20 protein-coding genes and 1 pseudogene are annotated in these 24,603 nt (G+C 73.4%); 8 read left to right on the top strand and 13 right to left on the bottom strand.

Annotated features, from left to right (window positions below):
• Positions 1-29 precede the first annotated feature (29 nt).
• The 11 genes and pseudogenes from ACTWQH_RS24775 to ACTWQH_RS24725 form a co-directional block, all read right to left on the bottom strand.
• Entirely contained in the window at positions 30-1,145 is a 1,116-nt protein-coding gene (locus ACTWQH_RS24775; RefSeq protein WP_443288941.1) for a serine hydrolase domain-containing protein, read from the bottom strand.
• Between the two features lie 40 nt (positions 1,146-1,185).
• Positions 1,186-2,517 carry an ABC transporter substrate-binding protein gene (locus ACTWQH_RS24770; protein WP_443288940.1) on the bottom strand — a complete coding sequence of 444 codons (1,332 nt, stop codon included), beginning with the start codon at positions 2,515-2,517 and terminating at the stop codon, positions 1,186-1,188.
• 307 nt (positions 2,518-2,824) lie between these two features.
• Positions 2,825-3,124, bottom strand: a pseudogene (locus tag ACTWQH_RS24765) (family 43 glycosylhydrolase); the annotation flags it as partial.
• Positions 3,121-4,341 carry a Gfo/Idh/MocA family protein gene (locus ACTWQH_RS24760; RefSeq protein ID WP_443288939.1) on the bottom strand — a complete coding sequence of 407 codons (1,221 nt, stop codon included), beginning with the start codon at positions 4,339-4,341 and terminating at the stop codon, positions 3,121-3,123. The gene ACTWQH_RS24760 and the pseudogene ACTWQH_RS24765, both read right to left, overlap by 4 nt.
• Positions 4,338-5,237 (bottom strand): carbohydrate ABC transporter permease, encoded by a 900-nt coding sequence (locus tag ACTWQH_RS24755; protein WP_443288938.1) that lies wholly within the window; start codon positions 5,235-5,237, stop codon positions 4,338-4,340. Before ACTWQH_RS24755 ends, ACTWQH_RS24760 begins: the two co-directional genes overlap by 4 nt.
• Positions 5,234-6,193, bottom strand: a complete 960-nt coding sequence (locus ACTWQH_RS24750) for a carbohydrate ABC transporter permease (RefSeq protein ID WP_443288937.1) — start codon at positions 6,191-6,193, stop codon at positions 5,234-5,236. Before ACTWQH_RS24750 ends, ACTWQH_RS24755 begins: the two co-directional genes overlap by 4 nt.
• 33 nt (positions 6,194-6,226) lie before the next feature.
• The gene (gene araD / locus ACTWQH_RS24745) at positions 6,227-7,990 is read right to left on the bottom strand and encodes an L-arabinonate dehydratase (protein ID WP_443288936.1); all 1,764 of its coding nucleotides are present in this window, start codon (positions 7,988-7,990) and stop codon (positions 6,227-6,229) included.
• Positions 7,987-8,904: a dihydrodipicolinate synthase family protein gene (locus tag ACTWQH_RS24740; RefSeq protein WP_443288935.1), complete on the bottom strand. Its 918-nt coding sequence runs from the start codon at positions 8,902-8,904 to the stop codon at positions 7,987-7,989. The genes araD and ACTWQH_RS24740 overlap by 4 nt, the downstream gene beginning before the upstream one ends.
• Complete coding sequence (locus ACTWQH_RS24735; protein WP_443288934.1) at positions 8,901-9,623, bottom strand: GntR family transcriptional regulator; 723 nt, start codon at positions 9,621-9,623, stop codon at positions 8,901-8,903. The genes ACTWQH_RS24740 and ACTWQH_RS24735 overlap by 4 nt, the downstream gene beginning before the upstream one ends.
• Before the next feature lie 495 nt (positions 9,624-10,118).
• Positions 10,119-11,297 (bottom strand): right-handed parallel beta-helix repeat-containing protein, encoded by a 1,179-nt coding sequence (locus tag ACTWQH_RS24730; RefSeq protein ID WP_443288933.1) that lies wholly within the window; start codon positions 11,295-11,297, stop codon positions 10,119-10,121.
• Between the two features lie 461 nt (positions 11,298-11,758).
• Positions 11,759-13,909, bottom strand: a complete 2,151-nt coding sequence (locus ACTWQH_RS24725) for an MMPL family transporter (RefSeq protein ID WP_443288932.1) — start codon at positions 13,907-13,909, stop codon at positions 11,759-11,761.
• Between the two features lie 185 nt (positions 13,910-14,094).
• Here ACTWQH_RS24725 and ACTWQH_RS24720 point away from each other — a divergent pair, with 185 nt between their 5' ends.
• Complete coding sequence (locus ACTWQH_RS24720) at positions 14,095-14,460, top strand: hypothetical protein (protein ID WP_443288931.1); 366 nt, start codon at positions 14,095-14,097, stop codon at positions 14,458-14,460.
• A gap of 19 nt (positions 14,461-14,479) precedes the next feature.
• On the opposite strand, the gene ACTWQH_RS24715 is transcribed toward ACTWQH_RS24720, so the two are convergent.
• On the bottom strand, positions 14,480-16,000 hold the full coding sequence (locus tag ACTWQH_RS24715) for a hypothetical protein (RefSeq protein WP_443288930.1): 1,521 nt from the start codon (positions 15,998-16,000) through the stop codon (positions 14,480-14,482).
• Between the two features lie 217 nt (positions 16,001-16,217).
• Between ACTWQH_RS24715 and ACTWQH_RS24710 the strand changes: the two genes are divergently transcribed.
• From ACTWQH_RS24710 to ACTWQH_RS24680, 7 genes are all read left to right on the top strand, one after another.
• Complete coding sequence (locus ACTWQH_RS24710) at positions 16,218-18,008, top strand: endonuclease/exonuclease/phosphatase family protein (RefSeq protein ID WP_443288951.1); 1,791 nt, start codon at positions 16,218-16,220, stop codon at positions 18,006-18,008.
• 78 nt (positions 18,009-18,086) lie between these two features.
• Positions 18,087-19,037: a 4-hydroxy-tetrahydrodipicolinate synthase gene (gene dapA / locus ACTWQH_RS24705; protein ID WP_443288929.1), complete on the top strand. Its 951-nt coding sequence runs from the start codon at positions 18,087-18,089 to the stop codon at positions 19,035-19,037.
• Positions 19,038-19,060: 23 nt separating this feature from the next.
• Entirely contained in the window at positions 19,061-20,686 is a 1,626-nt protein-coding gene (locus ACTWQH_RS24700; RefSeq protein WP_443288928.1) for a protein kinase domain-containing protein, read from the top strand.
• Positions 20,687-20,804: 118 nt separating this feature from the next.
• The gene (locus tag ACTWQH_RS24695) at positions 20,805-20,999 is read left to right on the top strand and encodes a hypothetical protein (protein WP_443288927.1); all 195 of its coding nucleotides are present in this window, start codon (positions 20,805-20,807) and stop codon (positions 20,997-20,999) included.
• 69 nt (positions 21,000-21,068) lie between these two features.
• On the top strand, positions 21,069-21,842 hold the full coding sequence (locus ACTWQH_RS24690; RefSeq protein WP_443288926.1) for a hypothetical protein: 774 nt from the start codon (positions 21,069-21,071) through the stop codon (positions 21,840-21,842).
• Positions 21,839-22,777, top strand: a complete 939-nt coding sequence (locus tag ACTWQH_RS24685) for a DUF6895 family protein (RefSeq protein ID WP_443288925.1) — start codon at positions 21,839-21,841, stop codon at positions 22,775-22,777. Before ACTWQH_RS24690 ends, ACTWQH_RS24685 begins: the two co-directional genes overlap by 4 nt.
• Positions 22,777-23,835: a serine hydrolase domain-containing protein gene (locus ACTWQH_RS24680; RefSeq protein ID WP_443288950.1), complete on the top strand. Its 1,059-nt coding sequence runs from the start codon at positions 22,777-22,779 to the stop codon at positions 23,833-23,835. Before ACTWQH_RS24685 ends, ACTWQH_RS24680 begins: the two co-directional genes overlap by 1 nt.
• On the opposite strand, the gene ACTWQH_RS24675 is transcribed toward ACTWQH_RS24680, so the two are convergent.
• Entirely contained in the window at positions 23,830-24,603 is a 774-nt protein-coding gene (locus tag ACTWQH_RS24675) for an EI24 domain-containing protein (RefSeq protein ID WP_443288924.1), read from the bottom strand. The genes ACTWQH_RS24680 and ACTWQH_RS24675 overlap by 6 nt on opposite strands.

Raw genomic sequence — 24,603 nt, 5'->3', positions numbered from 1 at the left:
AGGGGGTCCGGGGCAGAGCCCCGGAGAGGTCAGGCGCCGCGCAGGCGCAGCGCGCATGCGCGCGCAACGCGGGCCAGACGCTCCGCGTCGGGCCCGGCCCCCGCGGGAGCGGGAAAGCGGCGCCGGACGTAGCCGAACGCCAGCCCGCTGCGCGGGTCGGCGAACGCCATCGCGCCGCCCGCCCCGTCGTGGCCGAAGGAGCCCGCGCCGAGGAAGGGCAGCCCGACCATGAAGCCGATGCCGTACGCGCGGTGCATGTTCAGCGTCAGGTCGTGGCCGACGGCGTGCGGCCGGGCGAACTCCTCGGCGGTGGCGGGCTCCAGCAGCGGCGGGCGGCCGTCGACGCCCCACACGGCGGCGGCGTACAGCCGGGCCAGGCCCCGCGCGCTGGCGACGCCCGCGACCGAGGCCTGGCCACCGGCCCGGAAGGCACGGGAGTTGGGAAGCGCGGCCAGGTCGGTCAGCTCGCCGGCGTGGAGGTTGGAGGCGATGCCGCCCAGCGAGTCGGGGGCGTCTCTCGCGGGCTCCGGCTTCGGCGGGATCACCTCCACCACCCGCGGCTCCAGCGCTTCGGGCAGCCCGAGATACAGCTCCAGGCCGTGCGGCGCGCGGATCTCCCGCTCGTAGACCTCCTGGAGGCCGAGCCCTGTGGCCCGGCGCGCCACCTCCCCGGCGAGCGCGCCGATGGTGAAGGCGTGGTAGCCGAAGGCGGCGCCGGGCCGCCAGTACGGGCGGTGCGGAGCCAGCAGCTCGGCCAGCGCGCGGTCGTCGGCCAGCTCGGCGGGGGTGAAGCCGGCGTCGGTGCCGATAGAGCCCGCGCGGTGGGTCAGCACATCCCGCAGCGTCACGCGGTCCTTGCCCTCGGCGGCGTACTCGGGCCAGTAGTGGCGCACCTCGCGGTCGAGGTCGAGCACGCCGCGCTGCACCAGGAGGGCGACGGTGAGGTACGCCGCCCCCTTGGTGCCCGAGTACACGCCGATGAGGGAGTCCGCGGCGAACGACGGGCCGCCCCACAGGTCGGCGACGGGCCGCCCGTCCACGTACGCCGCGAGCTGCGCGTCGTGGCCGGGCGGCTCGTCCGCCAGCACGGCGGCGAACTCCTTGCGCAGCGGCTCGAATTCGGGGGCCGCCGTGCCGTGGATCATCTGGGCTCCTCTCCGGAGAGTGGTCCAGGCTATCCGGGCGTTACCGCTGCTGTTCCTGCCACTCCGCCTGGGCCTCGTTGAACTGCTCGGCGAGGTCGTCCAGGAAGTCCTGCGCGGACATGTCGCCCAGCAGCACCTTCTGGAAGTCCGGCTCGTTGTCGGCCTTGCTGATGTTGTTCCAGTCGGGCAGGTAGTAGGGCAGCTGGACGATGGTGGTGCTCTCGTCGGTCAGCGCCTGGATCGCGGCCTCGGTGGCCGGGACCTCGGCGACCCACGGGTCGCTCTGGGCCTGCGCGTTGGCCGGGATCTGGCCGGCCGACTCGTTCCACGTGCTGTTCATCTCGTAGGAGGCGGCGAACTCCATGAAGGTCCAGGCCGCCTCCTTGTTGTCGCTGGAGCTGAACAGGCCCATGCCGTCGACCGGGTTGGAGACGAAGGTGTGGTGCCCGCTGTCGTTCGTCGGCATCGGCAGCCCGGCCACGTCCCCGCCGAACGCCCCCGACATGTCGGCGTACGAGCCCAGGTTGTGCTGGACCATGCCGATGTCGCCGCCGGTGAAGGTGGCGATCATGCCGGTGGAGTCGTTGTTGACGTCGGCTTCGGGCGTGTCGGTGTTGTACAGGCCGACGTACCGCTCCAGCGCCGCCACGTTCTCCGGGGCGTTGACCGTGGTCTCGGTCTCGTCCTCGTTCCAGAAGCTGCCGATGCCGGACTGGGAGTACATCGCGTCCAGCGCCTGCGCGAGGGAGCCCTCGCCGCCGCGGATGGTGAAGCCGAACCGGTTGTCGTCCTGGTCGGTCAGCTCCTCGGCCGCGGTGTAGAAGTTCTCCCAGGTGGTGGGCGGTTCGAGGCCGGCCTCCTCGAACAGGTCGGTGCGGTACCAAAGGATGCCCTGGTTGGCGGAGGTCGGCACGGAGAACATCTCCTCCCCGCCGCCCGTGGTGGCGCGCACGCTGTCCACGAACGCGGGCACGAGCTCCTCCCGCAGCGGGCTGTCGGCCAGCCGGTCGTTGATCGGGTCGAGGGCGCCCTGGGCCACGAGGTTGGCGAGGTAGGAGGTGGAGACCATGCCGACGTCCGGCAGGCCGGAGCCGCCCTGGATCGCCGCGTCGTACTTCGACTGCACCTGGTCGATCGGCACGCCCTCGTACGTGACGTCGATGTCCGGGTGTTGCTTCTCGAAGGCGTCGATGATCTCGTTCCAGACGTCGGTCCTGACGCCGCCGTTGTTGTCCCAGAAGGTGATCTGGCCGGTGCCGTCGCCCTCGGAACCCGAGCCGGCGGTGCCGTCGTCGCCGCACGCGGTGGCGGTCGCGGCCAGGGCGAGGGCGACGACACCCACGGCGGCCCGGTGCTTCAGCTGTCTTCTCATCGTGCGGCTCCCTTGTCGCATGAGATGGGTGGGACGGGACGGGTGATGTCCGGTCTGAAGGGTGGGGATGCGGTGATGTGCTGGGGCGCGGTGTCCGGGGCCAGAGGTCAGGGGTCAGGGGGTGATGCGGAAACGCCGGAACGCCGCCGCCCCGGCGTTCGCCCCGCTCGCCTCCGGCGGGGGCCGTGGCGAACAGGCCGAGCTGGGCGCCGGCCCAGCGCCGGGGCGTTGCCGCGACGTCCTGCCCCGAGGCGCGGAATCCGCCGCCGGTCAGCGCGGCGGAGAAGCGGCAGCGGGCGTCCGCGTAGACGCCGTGGTCGGAGTCGCCCCAGAAGATCCAGAACCGGCCGTCGTGGCGGCGCAGCGCGGGCGCCCACACGCCGCAGTCGTGGCGTGGGACGGCGAACGTCTCCTCCGGCGTGAGGCGCGCGAGGGCGTGGCCGATGATGCGCCAGTTGACCAGGTCGCGGGAGTGCAGCAGCGGCAGGCCGGGGGCCCGGCCGAAGCTGGAGGCGGTCAGGTAGACGTCCTCGCCGACGCGGATGGCGTCGGGGTCGGACCAGTCGGCGGGCAGCACCGGGTTGCGGTACCGGCTGGTCGGGGTCACGGCGCCTCCACCACGTGCGGGGCGCCCGCCCAGGGGGCGCCGAGTTCCGAGTACAGGGACAGGCGGGCGGCTCCGGCCTCGGTGAGCCGGTCGATGCCGGGGATCACGCGGCGCTGCCCTCCCGCGCCGGCCTCCGGGCGCCAGGAGCTGGAGGGCAGCCGCACCGGGTCGGGCGCGGTGCGCACCGCCTCCGCGAGCCGCGTGAACGCCCCGGTGCGGGCGAGCGGCACCAGCAGCGGCGTGCCGAGCCGCAGGTGGGAGATGAGGTTCGTCAGCAGGTCGGTGCGCTGGTGGTCGGTGGTCTCGGCCGGGCGGCCGTCGCGTTCCAGCACGACGCGGTCGGCCTTGTACCAGAAGGTGATCCTGCCGGTCTCGCCGTGCACCACCACGCAGGGCTCGCCCGCGCGTTCGGCGCAGAGCGTGACGGCGGCGACGACGCTCGGCCCGGCGGCGGTGCGGATGCGCGCGCAGGAGGTGTCGTCGGCGTCGATGTCGTTGACGCGGTACAGCTCAAGATCGATGCCGGTGACGTCCTCGGCGCGGTCGGCGCCGAGGACGCGCAGCGCGGTGGCGACGGCGTGGGCCAGCGGGTTGGTCAGCACGCCGTCCACGACGTCGCGGCCGTTCAGCGTGCGGTGCCCGCCCCAGGGGGCGCGGCGCCAGTACGCCTCGCTGCGCACCCAGGCCCCGGCGGCGCCGACGCCGCGCACCGCGCCGACGGCGCCGTCGGCGACGAGCCCGCGTATCTCGGTCAGGGCGTGCGAGCCCAGCGACTGGAAGCCGATCTGGCAGGCCACGCCCGCGCGTTCGACGCCCTCGGACAGCTGGTGGAACGCCGCCAGCGACGGCGTCGGCGGCTTCTCCAGCAGCAGGTGAACGCCGTGGCGCGCGGCGATCAGCCCCAGCTCGGCGTGGGTGTGGATCGGGGTGCAGATCACCGCGGCCTCGGCGCCGGTGCGGGCCAGCAGCGCGTCGAGGTCCTCGGACTGCTCGGGCTTGCCGAGGCCGAACAGCTCCTCGGACTCCAGCGGCGCCAGCTCGCAGACGCCGGCCAGCCGCACCAGGCCCTGCTGGTGGAGGTGGCGTATGTTGCGCAGGTGCCAGCGCCCGTGGCCGCGGGCCCCGGCGAGCACGATGTCGACGGGCCTCGCGGGGGACGTGGGGGTCGCGGGGGTCGCGGGGGTCGCGGGGGTCGCGGGGGTCGCGGGGTGGGTCATCCCTTCACCGCCCCCGCGCTGATGCCGGTGATCAGCCAGCGCTGGATGAAGGCGAAGACGATGACGACGGGGACGGCCGCCACCACGCCGCCCGCCGCCAGCGCCCCCAGGTCGACGCTGTCGGTGCCGATGAGGGTGTTGAGGCCGACGGGGATCGTCTGCTTGTCCTGCGAGTTGAGGAACATCAGGGCGAAGAGGAAGTGGTTCCAGCTGTGGACGAAGGCGAAGGAGCCGACCGCGATCAGGCCGGGCCGCAGCAGCGGCAGCACCACGGCGAGGAAGGCGCGCATCCGCGAGCAGCCGTCCACCCAGGCCTGTTCCTCCAGGGAGACGGGCACGTTCCTGATGAAGCCGCTGATGAGGATCATCGTCAGCGGGAGCTGGAAGACGGTCTCGGCGATGATCACGCTCCACAGGGAGTTGAGCATCGTCAGCTCGCGGAAGATCTGGAAGAGCGGGACCAGCATCAGCGCGCCGGGGATGAACTGCGAGCACAGCAGCGCCAGCATGAACGGCATCCGCAGCCTGAACGTGAAGCGCGCCAGGGCGTAGCCGCCGCTGAGGGCGACCAGCACGGTCATCAGCATGGAGGCGACGCCGACGTACATGCTGTTGACGAAGTAGGTGTCGAAGCCGCGCTCGTTCCAGACCTTGTCGAAGTGCTGCCCCGTCATGGGCCACGGGATGAGGGAGTCCGAGCCCGGCTCGCGGAGCGCGAACAGCAGCATCCAGTAGAACGGGATGAGCGTGAACAGCAGGTACAGGCCCAGCGGCAGGAAGATCTGCCAGCGCGGCGCCTGGTCGTAGGGGCGGTGGTGGCGGCGGCGTCCGGCCGGTGGCGTGGGCGGGGCGGACGCGGGCAGCGTGCCCTTGTCCTTCTCGATGACGGCGCTCATGTGTCCTCGGCTCCGAACTTGCTCAGGCGCAGGTAGAGAATCGAGCAGAAGAGGAGGATCACGAAGGCGACGGTGGTCAGCGCGGTGGCGTAGCCGAACTCGTTGCCGTCGATCCCGGTCTGCGCGACGTACAGCGGGAGCGTGGTGGTCTCGCCCGCCGGGCCGCCGCCGGTGAGGGTATACAGGAGGTCGACGTTGTTGAACTCCCACACCGCGCGCAGCAGGGTGGACAGGATGATGGCGTCCTTCAGGTGCGGCAGCGTGATGTGCCAGAACTGCCGCAGGCGGCTGGCGCCGTCCACGGCGGCGGCCTCGTAGAGATCCCTGGAGACCGACTGGAGGTCGGCGAGGAGGAGGATCGCGAAGAACGGCACGCCGCGCCAGAGTTCGGCGATGACCGCTCCCCAGAAGACGGTGCCGGTGTCGGCCAGCACCGAGGTGCCGTACTCACCGATCCCCGCGTCGGCCAGGTAGCGGCTGATGCCCGTGGAGGGGTTGTACAGCAGGATCCAGATGGTCGAGGTGAGCACGCCGGAGACGGCCCAGGGCGAGAAGACCAGGGCGCGGGCCATGCCGCGGCCGACGAAGGTCTGGTTGATGATCAGCGCCAGGGCGAGGCCTAAGAGGAGCTGGAGCCCGACCTCGACGACGACCCACTGGGCGCTGAAGACGAGGGTGTCCCAGAAGAACGGGTCGTCGGTGAGGATCTCCCTGAAGTTGTCCAGGCCCGCGAAGCCGTTCCGCCAGGGCTTGGTGACGTTGTGGTCCCGGAGGCTGTAGTAGAGGACGCTGAGCATCGGGTAGGCGATGAAGCCCAGCATCAGCAGCGCGGCGGGCGCGATCAGCAGGTACGGCAGGTAGCGCGGGGTGGCGCTTCTGCGGCGGCGCGGGGCCCCCCGCCCGCTCTTGCCGGTCGTGGCGGCGTTCCCCTTCCTGGCGTTCACGGCGGTGGTCATGACGGCCCTCCCTTCTGGCCCTTCTTGTGCTGGTCAGCCCGCATACGGCTCCGGCACCTCCCCGGGGCGCGCGAGGAACGCGAAGTCGCAGCCGGTGTCGGCCTGGGTGATGTGCTCGGTGTAGAGGGCGCCGTAGCCGCGCCCGTAGGGGGCGGGGGGCCTGCGCCAGGCGGCGCGGCGGCGTTCGAGTTCGGTGTCGCCGACCTCCAGGCGCAGGGTGCGGGCGGCCACGTCGAGGGTGATCCGGTCGCCGGTGCGCACCAGCGCGAGGGGCCCGCCGACGTGCGACTCGGGGGCGATGTGCAGCACGCAGGTGCCGTAGCTGGTGCCGCTCATGCGGGCATCGGAGAGCCGCACCATGTCGGTGACGCCCTGCTTGAGCAGGTGGTCGGGGATCGGGAGCATGCCGTACTCGGGCATGCCGGGGCCGCCGACGGGGCCCGCGCCGCGCAGCACCAGCACCGTGTCGGGGGTGATGCCGAGGCCGGAGTCGTTGATGGTGGCCTGCATGGTCCTGTAGTCGTCGAAGACGACCGCGGGGCCGGTGTGCTCGAGCAGCCGCGGCTCGGCGGCGATGTGCTTGATGACGGCGCCGTCGGGGGCGAGGTTGCCGCGCAGCACGGCGACGCCGCCCTCGGGGCTGAGGGGGTTGGACAGCGGGCGTATGACGGTGTCGTCGTGGACTCCGGCGCCGTCGAGCTGTTCGCGGAGGCTAGCGTGGGCGACGGTGGGGCGGTCGGGGTGGAGCAGCCCGGCCTCGGCGAGCCGGGAGAGCAGGCCCGGCAGGCCGCCCGCGTAGTAGAAGTCCTCCATCAGGTACGCCCCGCCGGGCCTGACGTCGGCCAGCACGGGCACCTCGCGGGCGAGACGGTCGAAGTCGTCGAGCGTCAGCGGCACGCCGGAGCGCCCGGCCATGGCGATGAGGTGGATGACGGCGTTGGTGGAGCCGCCCAGGGCGAGGACGGTGGCGATGGCGTCCTGGTAGGCCTCGGCGGTGAGGAAGCGCGACAGGCGCGCGCCCTCGTCGACCAGGCCCACGACGCGCAGCCCGGCGGCGGCGGCCATCCGGCTGTGCGCGGAGTCGACGGCCGGGATGGCGGAGGCGCCGGGCATGGTGACGCCGAGGGCCTCGGCGGCCGAGGTCATGGTGGAGGCGGTGCCCATCGTCATGCAGGTGCCGGGCGAGCGGGCCAGCCCGGCCTCCAGCTCGGACATCTCCCGGTCGCCGATGCGGCCGGCGCGCTTCTCGTCCCAGTACTTCCACATGTCGGTGCCGGAGCCGAGGGTCTCGCCGCGCCAGTGGCCGCGCAGCATGGGCCCCGCGGGCACGAACACGGCCGGCAGGTCGGCGCTGGCCGCGCCCATCAGCAGGGCCGGGGTCGTCTTGTCGCAGCCGCCCATCAGGACGGCGCCGTCGACCGGGTAGGAGCGCAGCAGCTCCTCGGTCTCCATGGCCAGCAGGTTGCGGTAGAGCATCGGGGTCGGCTTCTGGAAGGTCTCCGAGAGCGTGGCCACGGGGAATTCCAGGGGGAAGCCGCCGGCCTGCCACACACCGCGTTTGACGGCCTCGGCGCGGTCGCGCAGGTGCTGGTGGCAGGGGTTGATGTCGGACCAGGTGTTGAGGATGGCGATGACGGGCTTGCCCATGTGCTCCTCGGGCAGGTACCCGAGCTGCCGGGTCCGGGCCCGGTGGCTGAAAGAGCGCAGGCCGTCGGTGCCGTACCACTGGTGGCTCCGCAGGGCGGGAGCGCCGGGGGCTCCGTCTCCGGGCCCGGGGCCGGGCGCAGGGGAACTCACCGGGCGTCCCACCCCTCGACCATCTCGGCGACGGCCGCGCTCTCCGCCTCGGGGAGCAGCGCGCTGGGCGGACGCACCGCCCGCCCGCACAGCCCGAGCGCGGCCAGGCCCTCCTTGACGACGGTGACGTTGTTGGCGGAGTGCCGCGCGGCCCGCATCTCCTCGAAGGGGCGGATGCGCTCCCACACCTTCATCGCCGCCGCGTGGTCCCCCGCGCGGAGCGCGTTCAGCATCTCCAGGGAGAGGGCGGGCGCGACGTTGACCAGGCCCGAGGTGAAGCCCGTGGCGCCGCAGGCGAAGTACGGCGGGGCGTACAGCTCGGCCAGGCCCGCCACCCAGACGAAGCGCTCCAGGCCCGCGTCGCGGGCGACCGTGGCGAAGCGCACCGGGTCGGGCACGGCGTACTTCACGCCGATCACGTTCGGGCACTCCTCGCCGAGGCGGGCGAGCGTGGCGCCGTCGATGAGGGGGTTGCGGATGTAGGGCACGACGCCGAGCTCCGGCACGGACTCGGCGATCGCGCGGTGGTAGTCGACCCAGCCGTCCTGCGAGACGTAGGGGTGGACGGGCTGGTGGACCATGACCATGCTCGCGCCCGCCTCGCGCGCGTGGCGGGCGGCGGCGACGGCGGTGGGGACCTCCTGCCCGACGCCGGCGATGATCTGGGCGCCCGAGCCGGCCTCGGCGACGGTCTCCACCGTCATCTCGACCTCGGACCGGCGTTCGGCGGGGGTGAGGGAGTAGAACTCGCTGGTGTTGCCGTTGGGCGTCAGGGTGCGCACCCCGGCGGCCAGCAGCCGTCTGAGCAGCCCCCGGTAGACCCTGGCGTCGACCCGGTCCTCGGCGTCGAAGGGGGTGACCGGGATGGCCACCACGTCGGCGAGCGCGTCCCGTTGCGCCGCGAGGTCGTTCATGGCTGCTTCTCCTCCTCGGTGGGCTTGGTGGCCTCGGTGGGTTTGATGGCCCCGGTCGGCGGCTCTTTCGGGAACGCGCGGAGCACGAAGCCCTCGATGTGCTCGCGCAGCAGCCGTGCGGCGCCCTCGGCGTCGCCCTCCTCGGCGCGGGCGAGGATCGTGCGGTGCTCGTCCGCCTCGCGGCCCCAGGTCGGCGCGGCCTGCCAGGCGACGGAGGAGACCAGGGCGGCCTGGTCGCGCAGGTCGTCCAGCATCCGGGCGAGCAGCGGGTTGCCGCAGGGCAGGTAGAGGGCCCGGTGGAAGTCGCGGTTGGCCAGCGAGCGCTCGGCGGTGTCGGCGGCGGAGTCGGCGCGTTCCAGGGCGGTGTGCGCGGCGGCGAGGTCGGCCCCGGCGGCGACGGTGCGGCGTACGGCCTCGGGCTCCAGCAGCAGGCGGACGTCGTAGACGGAGCGGGCCATGGCCGTGTCGACGGTGACCACGGACGCGCCCTTGTAGTCGCTCATCACCACCAGGCCCCGGCCCGCCAGGGTCTTCAGGGCCTCGCGGACGGGGGTCTTGGAGACGCCGAAGGTGGCTGCCAGCTCGGCCTCGACGAGGGGGGAGCCGGGCGCGAGCTGTCCGGAGAGTATGGCGCGGGTGATGTGGTCCATGACGAACTGCGTCCGGGACGGGATGGGGACCGGCGCGGCACCGGACAGACCGGACAGAGGTGCGTTCATGGGCAGCGGGTCTCCACCTCTCGTATATGACGTATCGCGTATGGCGTACGACGCCGGAGTGCGTTGACGGTAAGTCGGCGGGCGGGCGACGTCAACGGTTCCGACAAAACTTGGAAAGGGCTTTCTGCCTTGGGCCACTTGGGGCTGGCCGAGCCCACCGCCGCCGGCGGGCGCGGGGGCAGCCACCGGCGGCGTTGCGGGAAGGACTGGGGGCCTGGTCGTGGGGCGGCACATGAAGGGCTTCATGAATCTTTCATGAATCGATTCATGAACAGGAACGCGCAGAACGTCGCCCCGTCACGAGGCCAAGGCGGTGCGCGATTGGCGCGCGAGGCACGAACGGCACGGAAAGCGCGGCGCCCGCGCCCGAGTTGGACAGAAAGCCCTTACCAGGCAGCGTGAGTACCCCAACGCCTGGGGCGACCCCCGGACAACGCCGTCGGCGGCAGGCGCGGAGCCTGCCGCCGACGCTTGTTCAGGGTGCGTGCTCGGGACTCAGCACGTGTTGTCCGCGCTGTTCTCGAACGTGACGTTCTCGATGACCGTGTTCTCGCCGCACGGGTCCTCCGTGACGGCGGAGTTGATCACCGTCAGGTTGGACAGCGTGATGTCCCGGTTGTTGGCGAACTCGCTGCGCGCCGCGAGCCGGATCTCCCCGCCGCCCGAGACGGTGCCGCTCTCGGCCGCGATGGTCACGTTGTAGCAGTTCTCGATCAGGATGGCGTTGTTCTCGGTGTCCGAGATGTCCACCCGGTCGATGACCGCGCCGCCGCTCTCGGAGACGCAGAAGATCCCGCGTCCGCCGCCGCGCGCGACGACCTCGCCGACGTGGATGTTGGTCGAGTAGTCGTCGAGGGCGCCGTTGCGGTTGGCCATGCGGAAGGTGGCGTATCCCGTGCCGGAGGCGACGTTCTCGCCGATGACGCTGCCGATCTCGGCGTTGTACGTGTCCTGGATCAGCAGGCCGGACTCGCCGACGTCGGTGGCGGTGACGGTGCCGATGGTGAGCCCGTCCACACCGTAGGTCTCGATGGCGTGGCTGCCGGCGCCGGAGATGTTCGCGCTGTCGATGGTGACGTTGTTCGTACGCCAGCTCGTGTCGTCGTGGTTGTCGATCCGCATGCCGAGCCCGCCGCTGAGGGTCATGTTGATCTGACCGAAGTCGACGTTCGAGGCGTTGCGGACGAAGATCCCGAAGTAAGGGGCACCGGTCATGCCCTCCAGGTACGGAACGGCCACGTCGTTGACGCCGACCATGCGCAGCGGCGCCGCCTCCGCACCGATCTCGCCGACGACGTTGATCGTTCCGCAGATCTCGATGGACGTGTAGCTCGGGATGTCGATCGAGTCCTCGGACCCTATGTCGCCCGAGCCGCGCACGACGACGGACTCGATGCTGGTGCGCCCCTCGGTGAGGCTGGCGATGCCGGCCCTGACGGCCTCCGGCATGGAGTCGCCGGTGTAGCCCGGGGCGGTCCAGGTGCTGCCGTCCTGCACGACCTCGGCGTTGTAGGTTCCGCCGCCGCAGTCCTGCTTCGTCTCCGGCGAACCGGGATCCTCGGCGGCGTTCGCCGACACCGTGAGGGTGGCGGCGGTGGCCACGGCCGCCACGATGGCGGAGAGGATCAGGGCGGGCCTGCGCCTGGTGATGGGTGATGCGGCTCTGCGTCCCATCGTTGACTCCTGTTGTGGGGGTTCTGTGGGGGTCACGGCAAGCCCGCCGCACGCGGCGGGCTCACCATCCCTCGCCCGTGAATCGATTCATCGCGGGACCGTCCTCGGCTCTGGACGATGACCTCGCCGGGCTGTCTGGGGAAGGTGTGCACGCCGATGCGCGGCAAGCGATTGCCGATTGGCCCGTGAGTATTCCAACGTCCCAACGGAGGCGTCAAGAAGTCCCGGCACCAGCCCTGGCGGGGGCTCCGGACGCCCGCCGCGCGTGCCGCGCCGGGCCGACGCCCGTGCCCGGCAGCGGGAACCGCGCGAGCGCGGGCGCGGGCGCGAGGTGGTCGTGCCGCACCTCGGCGGCGAGCTCCGGCCGGGCAGGCGCGTCCGCATCGCCGGCCGTGCCTCCCCTCCCCCGGCGCGGTCATGGAGATTCGCCGCTCCGGTGTCCCCGCCGCCGCGGGAGGCCGTCAACGCCGTTCCAGGCGCACCCTCGGCAGCAGGCGTCCCAGCCAGTGCGGGAACCACCAGGCGGCGCGGCCCATCAGGGCCATGGCCGCCGGGACGATCAGGCAGCGGATGACGACCGCGTCCACGAAGATCGCGACCGCCATGCCGAAGCCGATCTCCTGGAGGACGCGTTCGGGGGACAGCATGAACGACCCGAAGACGGCGATCATGATCGCCCCCGCGGCGGTGATGAGGGAGCCGGTGTGGCCCAGCCCTTCGCGGACCGCCAGGGCGTGGTCCCCGGTCCGCGTCCACTCCTCGTGGATGCGGGAGACGAGGAAGATCTCGTAGTCCATCGAGAGGCCGAAGATGATCGCGAAGATCATCACCGGGATCCACGGCTCCACCGGGCCCGCCTCGACGCCGAACAGGCCCTCCTGGAAGACCAGGATCATGGCGCCGAGCGCGGCGCCGATGCTCAGCAGGTTGAGCAGCGCGGCCTTCAGCGGGATCAGCAGCGAGCGGAACACCGTCATGATCAGCAGCATCGACAACCCGACGACGATCGCCACGAAGAGCAGGATGCGCTCCGAGACGACCGAGGCGAAGTCCTCCGCCCCGGCCGTCGCGCCGCCCACCAGATAGCGGGCGCCCGTGTCGCGCTCCAGTCCCGGCAGCACCTCGTCGCGCAGCCGGTGCACCAGGTCGGACGTGTCCTCGGCCTGCGGCGAGGAGGCGGGGAACGCCAGCACCGTGGCGGCCTGCCCGTCCCGCGTCGGGATCGGGCCGGTGGCGGAGGCGACGTCCGGCGTGCGGTTCAGCACCAGTGTCGCCGCCTCCCCGGCCCGCTCGGCGCCGTCGCGCCCGCCGTCGGCGACCACGAAGAGTGGCCCGTTGAAGCCGGGTCCGAAGCCGCGCGAGAGCAGGTCGTACGCCTGCCTGCTCGTGGTGCCGGACTGGTCGTTGCCCGCGTCGGCGAAGCCGAGCCGCAGGCCGAGGACCGGCAGGGACATCGCCGCCAGCGCGGCCGCCGCCACCAGCAGCGCGGCGAGCGGCCGGCGTTGCACCGCCGCGCCCCAGCGGCGCCAGGCCGCACCCGGCGGAGGCCGGCCCCGGTCGTCGCGCCGGGCGGCGCGGGCGGTGACCTGCCGCTGGAAGCGGTGGCCGAAGACGCTCAGCAGCCCGGGCAGCAGCGTCAGCGACGCCACCATCGTCACCAGCACCGTGAGCGCCACGGACAACGCCATGCCCTGGAGGCCGCCGATGCCCAGGGCGTACAGGCCCAGCAGCGCGACGATCACGATCGAGCCCGACAGCGACACCGTCCGTCCGGCGGCGTCCAGCGCCACCCGTGTCGCCTCCCCCGGCCCGTGGCCGGCGGCCAGTTCGGCCCGGTACCGGGAGAAGATCAGCAGGGCGTAGTCGATGCCCACGCCGAGGCCGACGAGCGCCATCACGAAGGGCGTGAAGTCGGCGATGGTGAGGATGTGTGAGAGCAGCACCATGATCCCGACCGCGCTGCCCACGGCGAAGATCGCGGTGATGACGGGCAGGCTCGCGGCGATCACCGTGCCGAACATGACGACGAGGATCACCAGCGCCGCCAGCACCCCGACGCCCTCGGCCAGGAAGCTCTCCTCCTCGGCGAGGAGGCGGGCCGCGTCGCCGCCGAGTTCCACCTGGAGCCCGCCGCCCTGGGCCGTCGTGGCCGCGTCGTAGATCCGCTGGACCTCGGACCCCGTCATGTCCTCGGCCTTCACCGTCAGGACGACCGTGGCGTAGCCGATCGTGCCGTCCCGGGAGATCGCCTCCTGGCTGCGATAGGGGCTGTCGACCTCCGCCACCTTCGGCAGCCGCGCGACCTTCGGCAGCATCGTGTCCACCCGCCGCCGCACCTCCGGCCGCCGCACGCCGGCCTCGTCGTGCAGCACGATCGCCACGGTGTCCCCGGCCAGCGGCGAGCCGTGCTCGTCCAGCAGGTCGGTGGCGTCCTGGGACTCCGTGCCCGGCAGCGAGAAGTCGTTCCGGTACGCCTGCCCCGCCGCCTCGGCCGCGATCTGCACGCCCACCAGGAGCGCCACCCACAGCAGCAGCGCCGTCCACCGACGCCGCTGGGCGAAGCCGGCGAGGCGCTCGTACACCGACTGCCGCGTCGCACCCCTGGTCGTCATCCCGCACAGGGTGCCCCTCCTGAGGGAATGAAACCCCTTGGCACGCGGGGGCGCCCCCGGCATGTCAGCCGTATGGAGTTTCCCGGCCCCGGACGCCGCGCTGAGCGGGAACCCCGGCCGCTGATCAGGCGCGTCACATACCCCGACCGGCGGTTGAACGCCCGCGGGGCGATGGGGAGGCAGCGGTGAGGACGGGGATGAGGGTGGCGGTGGCGGTGGTGGTGGCCGTGCTCGCGCTCGGCGCCGCCGGGTGCACCGGGGGGGACGGCGACCCGGACCAGGAGGAGTCGGAGCCGTGCTTCGACCTGGAGTGCGAGACCACCGTGATGCAGGGCGAGGAGATAGCGGCCGACGGCGCCCACGGCATCACGAGGGTGACGTTCCCCCGGATCGGCTCCGATGGCATGAAGATCGTCTTCACCGGGCCCGGCTACGGCCGGCAGGTGTGCGAGAGCAGAGGCAACGTCCTGAGCGCCTGCGACTCTCCCCCCGTCACGATCGACGTCACCGACGTCACCGGCAACACGGCCGCGGTCTCCATCACGTCCTGAGGACGTGGCGCGGGGCGAGCTAGCCCGCCGCCCCCGCCGACCGGGCCTTGAACGCCGCCTTGCGGGCCTGCTTGGCGAGCTGGCGATCGGGGTGGAGACGGCCCATCGCCTCCAGCACGTCGGCGGTGGCGGGGTGCTCGCAGCGCCAGGCCCGGTCGAAGAAGTCGCTGTGCTGGGCGGTCAGGTCGCGCACCAGCTCGCGCAGCTCGTCGGCGTCGTCGTCCTCGGCGGGAGTGCCGAGCTGGGCGGCGAGGGTGTCGACGGTCAGCCAGAAGACCATCTCCTCGGTGGGCGGCGTCACGTCGTCCGCGCCGCGCTCGGCCAGCCACACGCGGGCCAGGCCGCCCAGCTCGCGGTCGTCGAGCACCTCGCGCAGGGCCTCCTCGCCGCGCCCGTCCACGAGCGAGAGGACGAGCTGGCAGCCGAGGCGGCGGCCGGGGGCCTCGGGGTCGGCGCCCCGGGCGGCGGCCAGGAGCTGGCGTACGGCGTCGAGGGGCTGGTGTTCGGCCAGCCACAGCTCGGCCTCCTCGCGGGCGGCGGGCTCGGGGCGGAAGGGGATGGCGGCCAGCAGCTCGGCGGCCTCGGCGTGCCGCAGGTCGCCGACGACGGGGGCGTCGAGACCGGCCTCGACCATGCGCCGGCGGACGCCGTACAGGCCGAGCGTCGTCAGGCGGACGCGCCCGAAGCTCTCGAGGTCCATCTCCTCGGTGTCCTCGGCCTCCCCCGCCAGGTCCGAGGGCTCGGCGGCCTCGTACTCCAGCAGTCCGGTGCCCTCCAGCGCGCGGAACTGCTCGTCGAGCCGCATCACGACGGCCGACATGTCGTCCAGCATCTCGTCGGAGGGCTCCTCCTCGCCCTCCGGCATGACGACGGCGGCGGCGACCATCGGCAGCGGCACCATCGCCCCGGCGGCGACCTCCTCGTCGGAGGCGGTGAAGAGGTAGAGCGTGCCGAGGGCCGAGTCGAGCAGCTCGGACTCGCCCTCCGGGTCCCACTCCAGCTCGTCGAAGTCCTCGTCGTCGGCGTCCTCCTCGGGCACGGAGTCGTCCGGCAGCTCGTCGAGGCCGGAGAACGCCGCGTCGTCGAGGACGCCGTCGATGCCGTCGGACCACAGGTCGAGCACGGTGGCGGGGTCGCCGCCGCTCTTCAGGTCCAGGTCGTCCAGGCCCGGGCGCGGGGTGGCGAAGCCGGTGGCGGCGTCGGCGTCCGCCGTCTCCTCCTCGTCCTCCTCCTCATCCCCGTCCGCCTCGCCGACGACCACGACGAGGCCGGCGTCCACGGCGAAGGCCCATGCCTCGCCGGCGTGGGCGGGCCCGTCGGGCGACGCCTCCAGTCCCAGGCGGGCGACGGCCGTCTTCAGCTCCTCCGGCAGCAGCTCGCCGCCGGGGCCGACGGCGATGCCCTCGCCGGCCGCCGAGGCCGTCCAGCGGGCGAGCTCGACGGCCCGGGACAGCAGCGGCGAGGCGAGGGCCAGCTGGGCGAGTTCGTCCTCGGAGGGAAGCCGCACAGGCGGAAGCGCGGAACGGTCGGCGGAGGTCATGAGATCACCCTAGTTGACGCTCCGCCAGCCGCACGCCGAGACCCGGCACTCCCGGGGTTCACAGGGACGTTACGCGCCGGACGGCCGGCGGGCGTTGACATGGACGGGACGGTACGCGACCTTGACGCGCGTAGAGAACGCACAGGCACGCACCGCACGCGTACGCCAGACCCCGGAGGATGCCGTGGCCGCAACCACACGTCGCAAACCCGCCGCCATGCTGGGAGCCGCGCTCGCCGCCGCCTCGATCGCCGGCGCGCTGGTCGTCGCGCAGGCGTCGGACGCCGAGGCCGCCGGGCCCCGCATCCACGAGATACAGGGCGCGACGCGCATATCCCCCTACGCCGGGCAGCGGGTGACGGTCGTGTCCGGCGTCGTCACGGGGGTGCGCGGCTACGGCTCGCGCGGCTTCTGGATGCAGGACCCGGCCGGCGACGGCGACCCGGCCACCAGCGAGGGCGTCTTCGTCTTCACCTCCTCCGCGCCCACGGTCTCCGTCGGGGACGAGGTGCTGGTGTCGGGGCGGGTCGGCGAGTACTACTACGGCGGCGAGAGCGCGGGCGGCCAGTCGGTGACGCAGATCTCCGGGCCCACGGTGAGCGTGGTGTCGTCGGGCAACGACCTGCCCGCGCCGTACGCCCTGGACGCGGACGCCCTGCCCGGCGCCTACGCCCCCGAGGGCGACCTCGAAGGCCTCGACCTCCGGCCGGACGCCTACGCCCTGGACCGGTACGAGTCGCTGGAGGGCATGAACGTCGAGATCGGGGCGGCACCGGTGGTCGGCCCCAGCACCGAGTACTACGAGCTGTGGGTGACGGTCGAGCCGGACCGGACCCCGACGCCGAGCGGCGGCACGCTCTACGACTCCTACGCCTCGCAGAACCCCGGGCGGCTGAAGGTCGAGTCGCTGGTGCCGGTCGGGCAGCGGCCGTTCCCGGTCGCGAACGTCGGTGACACTCTCGCCGGGCCGGTCAGCGGACCGCTGGACTACGACGAGTTCGGCGGCTACGTGCTGACGGCGCGGCAGGCGCTGTCGGTGACCTCCGGCGGCCTGGAGCCGGAGGCGACCCGGCCGCAGGACGGGAACGAGCTGGCGGTGGCCACGTACAACGTGGAGAACCTGCACCCGGGCAACGACCAGGAGAAGTTCGACCGGCTGGCCGCCGGGGTGGTGGACGCCCTGGCCTCGCCCGACATCGTGGCGCTGGAGGAGATCCAGGACAACTCGGGCCCGACGGACGACGGCACGGTGGCGGCCGACGAGACGCTGGCCCGCTTCACGGACGCGATCGCCGCGGCGGGCGGCCCGGCGTACGAGTGGCGCGCCATCGACCCGGCCGACGGCCAGGACGGCGGGCAGCCGGGCGGCAACATCCGCAACGTCTTCCTCTTCAACCCCGAGCGGGTGTCGTTCGTGGACCGGCCGGGCGGCGACGCGGCGACCGCGACCGAGGCGGTGCGCCGGAGCGGGCGGGCCACGCTGTCCCTCTCCCCCGGCCGGATCGACCCGGGCAACGAGGCGGCGTGGGCGGACAGCCGCAAGCCGCTGGCCGGGGAGTTCCGCTTCCGGGGCGAGACGGTGATCGTCGTCGCCAACCACTTCGCCTCCAAGGGCGGCGACCAGCCGCTGCACGCCCGCCAACAGCCGCCGGAGCGCTCCAGCGAGGCGCAGCGGCTGGCGCAGGCGGAGGCGGTCAACGCCTTCGTGCGGCAGGTGCGTTCGGTGGAGCGGGGCGCCCGGGTGGTGGTGCTCGGCGACATCAACGACTTCGAGTTCTCGGCGACGACCCAGGCCCTGACGGCGGGCGGCGTGCTGCGGAGCGCGGTGTACGCCCTGCCGCCGGCCGAGCGGTACACCTACGTCTTCCAGGGCAACTCGCAGGTGCTCGACCAGACGCTGGTGACGCCGTCGATCCGGCGCTTCGACTACGACATCGTGCACATCAACGCCGAGTTCGCGGACCAGGCCAGCGACCACGACCCGCAGGTGCTGCGCTTCCGGCCCTGAGGCCCGTAAGCGATTCTGAACGGTGCGGTCGAGGGAATCTACGTGGACCCCGGCCGGTGAGGTGACGAGACTGCGGGCATGACGACGGAACCCGCACCCGCACCCCTCGGCCGCCGCGCGGCGGCGATGATCACCCCGTTCACCAGCCAGGGCGCCCTCGACGTCGAGGGCGCCCAGCGGCTCGCCGCGCACCTCGTCGAGCGCGGTGGCTGCGACGCGCTCGTCCTCAACGCCACCACCGGCGAGGCCCCGACCACCACCGACGCGGAGAAGGCCACGCTGGTGCGGACCGTGGCCGAGGCGGTCGGCGCGCGGGCGAGCGTGATTGCGGGGGCCGGCACCAGCGACACCCGGCACACGATCGCGCTCGCCCGCGCCGCCCAGACGGCGGGGGCGGACGGGCTGCTGGTGGTGACGCCGTACTACTCGCGGCCGACGCAGGAGGCGATCGTCCATCACCTGCGGACGGTGGCCGACGCCGCCGAGCTGCCTGTGCTGCTGTACGACATCCCGGCCCGGACGGGCAGCGGCACGGCGCTGACGGCCGACTCGCTGCGGCGGCTGGCGGAGCACCCGCGCGTGGTCGGGGTCAAGGACTGTTCCTACGACCTGCTGAAGTCCGGCCTGGTGATGGGCGACACCGACCTCGTCTACTACTCGGGGTCGGACGAGACGAACCTGCCGCTCTTCGCCATCGGCGCGCGCGGCTACATCAGCACGGTCGCCAACGTGGCGGGACCGCAGGTGCGTTCGGTGCTCGACGCCTTCGAGGGCGGTGACCACGGCGAGGCGGCGCGGCGGCACCGGGCGCTGCTGCCGCTGGTCGAGGCGATGATGGGCGAGGTGCCGGGCACGGTCGCGGTGAAGGCGCTGTTCCGGGCGGCGGGGCTGCCGGGAGGCGGGGTGCGCGGGCCGCTGCTGCCGGGCGGGGAGGAGCTGACGGCGCGGCTGGCGACGGCGTTGAAGACGGCCATCTCGGCCTGCGGCGTGGGACGTTCCGATAGTGTCGCCCCGACACACGAACAGTGAGAACGGTTTCGGGGGACGGCACCATGCACGGTTCGGGCGCGTCGGCCGCGCAGCTTCGTCAGTTCCAGCCGCTGGAGGCGGACGACCCGCCGGTGGTGGGGCGGTATCCGCTCGCCGCGCGGCTGGGGGCCGGTGGCATGGGCCGGGTGTATCTGGCGTACACGCCGGGCGGGCGGCCGGTGGCGATCAAGGTCGTGCGGCCGGAGCTCGGCGAGGACCCGCAGTTCCGGGCGCGTTTCCAGCGGGAGGTCCGGGCGGCGGAGCGGGTGCAGGGGCTGTACACGGCGCCGGTGGTCGACTCCGACACCGAAGGGCCGGTGCCGTGGCTGGCGACGGCGTACATTCCCGGGCCGTCGCTGGCGGACGCGGTGTCCCGGCACGGGCCTCTGCCGCTGCCGACGGTGATGCTGCTGCTGGCGGGGACCGCGGAGGCGCTCCAGGCGATCCACGGGGCGGGGCTGGTGCACCGGGATCTGAAGCCGTCGAACGTGCTGCTGGCCGCCGACGGTCCGCGCGTCATCGACTTCGGCATCGCGCGGGCGGCGGAGTCGGGCACGGCGCTGACGGGCAGCGGGATGGTGGTGGGGACGCCGTCGTTCATGTCGCCGGAGCAGGCGGCGGGCGCGGCGGTCGGCCCGGCCACGGACGTGTTCGCGCTGGGGCAGCTCGCGGTGTACGCCGCCAGCGGCACGCCGGCGTTCGGCGAGGGCACCTCGCACGCGGTGCTGTACCGCATCGTGCACGAGTGGCCGGACCTGTCGGCGCTGCCCGGCGGGCCGCTGAAGGAGCTGGCCGCCCACTGCCTGGCCAAGGACCCGGCGGCGCGGCCGGGTCCGCCGGAGGTCATCGCGCGCTGCCGGGCCGCGCTGCCGGCGGGGGCGATGCCCGCGCCGGGGCAGTGGCTGCCGGCGGCGGTGGCGGCGGAGCTGGCGGTGGGGGCGCCTCCCAGGCCCCCGAGGACCGCGACGGCCGCCACGCAGCCCACCGGCCACACCCGGCGGCGGCGCCCGTCCGCGACGCGCCGGCGGGGCGTGGTCATGGCGGGTGCGGCGGCGGTGGCGGCGCTGGCCGTGGGGGCGGGCGTCGTGCTGCTGTCGGGTGACGGCGGCGAGGACGGGGCCGGGGAGGCCGCGTCGTCCCCCGGTTCCGGCGACGCCTCGGCGGAGAGCCCGCGCCGGTCCGAGTCCCCGCCCGGCGGGACGGAGCCCGAGGCCCCGACGCTGCCGGACGCCCCGGATGCGGCGGAGTATCCCGGCCTCGCCATCCCGGCGGGCTACCACCTCTACCTCGGCGAGGACCCGGTCGAGCCGCGCGCGTCGGGCGCGTGGAACATGGCGCAGATCGACTTCCGCTACTTCACGGGCGAGGACCCGGCGCTGCTGCGCACCGCCGAGGGGAACACGCTGGTGCTGCTGGAGGCGGGCGAGGAGGGCTCCTTCGCCGCCTGTGCGGCGGACGACGCCCAGGCCGTGGCGTCGGTGAGCATGGACCGGGTCGAGGAGGGCTCCCAGGTGTGCGTCCGCACCGCCGCCGGCCACGTCGCCCTCATCACGGTGACCGGCCTGCCCGGCGCCGAGGACACCCTGACGGTGGACGCCACGGTCTGGCGCGACGCACGTGCCGGTCTTGGTAACGCCAACGAATCCTAAAGCCGCAGTTGGGCGGGGCTGAAGCCCCGGATTCGGACGCGTCCCCCCGGGTAAGCCTGGCGCGTGCACGTCAAATGACGCGCACGACCATCACCGCATTACCCCTGAGGAGGACACGTTGTCCGTTCAGACGTCCGCTCCCGTCACCCCGGTGTTCGCCGGGTCGGCCGAGCACGCCGCCATGACCTCGCTGATGTCCGAGCCCGAGGCTCCGGTCAGCGGCGCGCCGGTGTACTCGCCCCAGGCCGGCGCGCTGCTGCTGGCCCTGACCTTCATCTCGCCCAAGCCCCCCAAGGAGCCCCGCAAGAAGTAGGGCCAGGCGGCACAGCACGATCAACGAGTGACACAGCGCTCGTCATTGCGGGCAGAAGGTGAGTCAGCGATGTCGTATCCAGACGCCTCACCGCAGGCGGACTACGCCGCGGCGGTGGAGGGTCTGGCCGGGCGCGTCCTGGGTGTCCTCCGGGGCACCCAGGGTCCCCCGGCCTCTGCGGCCCACGTACAGGGCCACGTCCCGGGCCACGTACAGGCCCACGTGCAGCAAGCCGCGGACGCCAAGGCGGGACTGGCCGCGGTCCGGGTCCTGGGACCCGATGTCCTCGCGCCCGTGCTGCTGCTCGGAGCCCCGTTCGACGCCGCCGACCGCGAGACGGTCGCCGAGGCGTTCCGGGTCTTTCCCCCCGCCCCCGGCGATCCCGGGGAGGTGGCGTGGCGCGACCACGTGACGGCCACGCTCCTCGCCCGGCACGGCGGTGGCGGCGCGCCCATGCCCGTGCCCAGCCCGCCGGCCGCACTGCCCGACGCCGCGGATCTCCCCTGGCCCGCGTGGTGCGCGCTGATGGCGCGGCTGTCTCCGCTCGCGCTGCCGGGCGTTGACGGGCCGGTGCCCGAGCAGGCGTGTCAGCACGTGCGCGCGCTCAGCAGGGGCACCGCGCGCTCGATGCTGCGACGCGATCACCCGACGGCCGCACGGCTGGCCCGCTGGCTCGCGCTGGCGATCCGGCGCGGCGCCTCCCCGGAGCTGGACGTGGCGGCCGTGCTGCGGCACATCGAGCTGTTCGGCGGCGGCAGCGCGCGCACCGTTCTGGACACCACGATCGCCCGCGCCCTGATACCCGACGCCGAGCAGGATGAGCAGGAGAGGCGAGCCGCATGAGTACGCCGACGCCGGCCCCGGCACCCGTCCGCCTGATGGCACACCGGATGGCCACCGGCGCCCTGGGCTGGCTGCATCGCAACCGCGGCCACGGCGCCCTGCCGCCCGGCACCACGGCCGACCTGGCCGACCCCGACAGCGTCTACAAGCCGCTCGCCGAGTCGGCGATGGCGGCCTCCCTGGTGCTGCGCGAGGGCATCGCCTCGCCGGCCGACCAGCACAGGGCACGGGAGGTTCTCGACTTCTCGTGGGAGCAGCTCGGCGCCAGCGACCTGCTCTACGAGCGGCAGCTGCGGTACCCGGTGATGACGGATCCGCTGGAGGTGTACACGCACTTCACGCGGGCCGGCTACCGGCACGAGCGCCTGGACGGCCTGCTGGCCCACCTCGGCGGCCTGGCCTCGCCACGGAGCTCCGAGCTGATGCCCAACCGCCGCCTCGCCGTTGCCAACGCGGCCCGCGTGGCCGGCCTGGAGCGGGAGGTGGACTGGCGGGCGCTGACCGACGCCACCTGGCTGGGGCAGACGCCGGAGCCGTGGGCGATCGACTGGCTGACGGCCTACTGCGTGACCCACACGGTTTTCCACGTCACCGACTGGGGCGCCCGGCCGGAGGGGCTGCCGCCCAGGATCCAGGACTACCTGACGCTGTGGCTGCCGGTCTGGATCGACGTGTGGCTGGAGATCCAGGAGTGGGACCTGGTGGGTGAGCTGCTCATCGTCGACGCCTGTCTGACCGAACCGCGTTGCCCTCCCGGCGCCTGGGAGATGTTCGCCTCGGCCCAGCACGAGGACGGCTTGCTGCCGCGGGACGGCCGGCCGGTCGCCGAGGATCCGCGGCAGGCGTTCGCCGAGCACCACCACCCGACGGTCGTGGCGACCATCGCCGGCACGCTGGCGCTGTCCCGCTTCCGCGGTACAGCCGGCGCCGCGTGATGACGCTCGCGGGGCACCTGGAGCCCGTCGCGGCCGCGGCCGCCGCCACCGACGCCCGGGCGGCCGTCGTCGTCGTGGCGGAGACGGCGGACGAGACGGCGACGCTGTGCCGGGGTTTCACGGACCGGACGATGACGGCGGCCGTCACCGACCGGACCCGCTTCGAGATCGGCTCGGTGACCAAGACGTTCACCGCGCTGCTGCTCGCCGAGATGGCGGCCCGCGGCGAGCTGCGCCTCGACGACCTCGTCAGCTCCCGCGTCCCGCCCGGGGCCGCGCCCCGCGGCGCCTACGGCGGGCGATGCACGCTGGAGCAGCTGGCGACGCACACCTCCGGTCTGCCCAGCCTGCCGTCGGCCCTGATCCGGTCGGCCCTGCCGTCCTGGTTCGCCAACCCGTACGCGCGTTTCGCCCCGGACCGGGTGTGGCCGGCCCTCGCGGGCACCCGGATACGCCGCCCGCCGGGCGCCCGGGTGCGGTACTCCAACTTCGGGGCCGGCCTCCTCGGCCGCCTGCTGACCGAGGAGGCGGCCACCGACTACGGCACGCTGCTGCGCGCCCGGGTCCTGGACCCGCTGGGCCTGGCCGACACCAGCCCGGACCCGGGCCTGCCGCAGGCCACCGGCCACGCGCACGGCCGCCCCCGCCCGCCGTGGCTCATCCCCGCCCTGCCCGGGGCGGGCGCGCTGCGCTCCAGCGCCCGGGATCTGCTGCACTACCTGCGGGCCCTGACCGACCCTGACGGCTGCGCGCCGTCGGGAAGCACCCTGCGCGCGGCGCTGCGCGAGGTCGTCCAGCCCCGCGAGCGCGCGCCCGGCGGGCCGGAGCTGTGCCTGGCGTGGACCAGGCGCGCACTGCCCACCCACGTCGTGTTCTTCCACTCCGGCGCGACCCGCGGCTTCACCACGTTCACCGGCTTCAGCCTCGACCCCGCCGTCCGGGTCGTGGCGCTGACCAACAGCGGCCCCACGCTGCGGAACCGGTTCGTCCAGGCTTCGTACCTGCTGCTGCGCGCGCTGGCGCGGCACGCGCCGACCGCCCGCGCGGAAGGCTCATGAAACGACGGAGCGAGCGCCGCCGGGACGCCGGTGCTCATCCGCGAGCCGGCGCGCCAGCAGCGTGGCGCCGGCCACCGCCCCCGGCATGAGGAAGACCGCGGCGAGCGGCACCAGGAAGAGCAGGATGAGAGGAACGCCGAAGCCGAGGGTCGTCGCGAGGTGGGCGCGCAGCAGCCGCAGGCGTTCGCGTACCCGGATGTCCCGGCGTTCCATGGCGAAGGACGTGAGCTCGGCGGTGAGGAAGAAGCCGGAGACGCAGACGCCGAGCATGGGGATGACGGTCTGGCCGATGAGGGGCACGAAGCCGAGCAGGAAGAGCGGTACGCCGAAGAGCAGGACGCGGCCGAGCAGGTAGAGGTTGTCGCGCAGCGAGATCCACAGCTCCCGCCACCAGGGGCGGTCCGGGCCCTTGGGGCGGCCGCCCTCGGTGTCCTCGACCTGCTCGGAGAGCTTCTCGTAGAAGGGTTCGCCGATCAGCAGCGTGACGGCGGTGAAGGTGAGGACGGCCAGCAGCACGCCGCCGCAGAACAGCGCGACGGCCACGAGCGTGCGCAGCAGCGAGCGCCAGGTGTCGCCCCAGTCGTCGGCGAAGGGCGTGGCCCACTCGGCGATGTCGCCCGCCGTCAGGGCCAGCGCCACGAGCGCCGCGCCGTAGATCAGCAGCGTGATCAGCCCGGGCAGCAGCCCGAAGCCGAACCAGCGTCGCCGGCGCAGCACCCAGCGCTGGCCCTGGAGGAGGAAGGTGATGCCCGCCGAGAATCCGTTCAC

Origin of the sequence: Streptomyces sp. 6N223, from assembly GCF_052246635.1 — a bacterium.
Classification (GTDB): Bacteria; Actinomycetota; Actinomycetes; order Streptomycetales; family Streptomycetaceae; genus Streptomyces.
The sequence above is the reverse complement of the archived record's forward strand: the minus strand, read 5'-3'. Positions and strand labels throughout refer to the sequence as shown.

Excerpts from the sequence above, each read along its gene's own strand:
- ACTWQH_RS24775 (WP_443288941.1), bottom strand. The coding sequence starts at position 1,145 with ATGATCCACGGCACGGCGGCCCCCGAATTCGAGCCGCTGCGCAAGGAG.
- ACTWQH_RS24770 (WP_443288940.1), bottom strand. The coding sequence starts at position 2,517 with ATGAGAAGACAGCTGAAGCACCGGGCCGCCGTGGGTGTCGTCGCCCTC.
- ACTWQH_RS24760 (WP_443288939.1), bottom strand. The coding sequence starts at position 4,341 with ATGACCCACCCCGCGACCCCCGCGACCCCCGCGACCCCCGCGACCCCC.
- ACTWQH_RS24755 (WP_443288938.1), bottom strand. The coding sequence starts at position 5,237 with ATGAGCGCCGTCATCGAGAAGGACAAGGGCACGCTGCCCGCGTCCGCC.
- ACTWQH_RS24750 (WP_443288937.1), bottom strand. The coding sequence starts at position 6,193 with ATGACCACCGCCGTGAACGCCAGGAAGGGGAACGCCGCCACGACCGGC.
- ACTWQH_RS24740 (WP_443288935.1), bottom strand. The coding sequence starts at position 8,904 with ATGAACGACCTCGCGGCGCAACGGGACGCGCTCGCCGACGTGGTGGCC.
- ACTWQH_RS24735 (WP_443288934.1), bottom strand. The coding sequence starts at position 9,623 with ATGAACGCACCTCTGTCCGGTCTGTCCGGTGCCGCGCCGGTCCCCATC.
- ACTWQH_RS24730 (WP_443288933.1), bottom strand. The coding sequence starts at position 11,297 with ATGGGACGCAGAGCCGCATCACCCATCACCAGGCGCAGGCCCGCCCTG.
- ACTWQH_RS24725 (WP_443288932.1), bottom strand. The coding sequence starts at position 13,909 with ATGACGACCAGGGGTGCGACGCGGCAGTCGGTGTACGAGCGCCTCGCC.
- ACTWQH_RS24715 (WP_443288930.1), bottom strand. The coding sequence starts at position 16,000 with ATGACCTCCGCCGACCGTTCCGCGCTTCCGCCTGTGCGGCTTCCCTCC.
- ACTWQH_RS24710 (WP_443288951.1), top strand. The coding sequence starts at position 16,218 with ATGCTGGGAGCCGCGCTCGCCGCCGCCTCGATCGCCGGCGCGCTGGTC.
- dapA (WP_443288929.1), top strand. The coding sequence starts at position 18,087 with ATGACGACGGAACCCGCACCCGCACCCCTCGGCCGCCGCGCGGCGGCG.
- ACTWQH_RS24700 (WP_443288928.1), top strand. The coding sequence starts at position 19,061 with ATGCACGGTTCGGGCGCGTCGGCCGCGCAGCTTCGTCAGTTCCAGCCG.
- ACTWQH_RS24690 (WP_443288926.1), top strand. The coding sequence starts at position 21,069 with ATGTCGTATCCAGACGCCTCACCGCAGGCGGACTACGCCGCGGCGGTG.
- ACTWQH_RS24685 (WP_443288925.1), top strand. The coding sequence starts at position 21,839 with ATGAGTACGCCGACGCCGGCCCCGGCACCCGTCCGCCTGATGGCACAC.
- ACTWQH_RS24680 (WP_443288950.1), top strand. The coding sequence starts at position 22,777 with ATGACGCTCGCGGGGCACCTGGAGCCCGTCGCGGCCGCGGCCGCCGCC.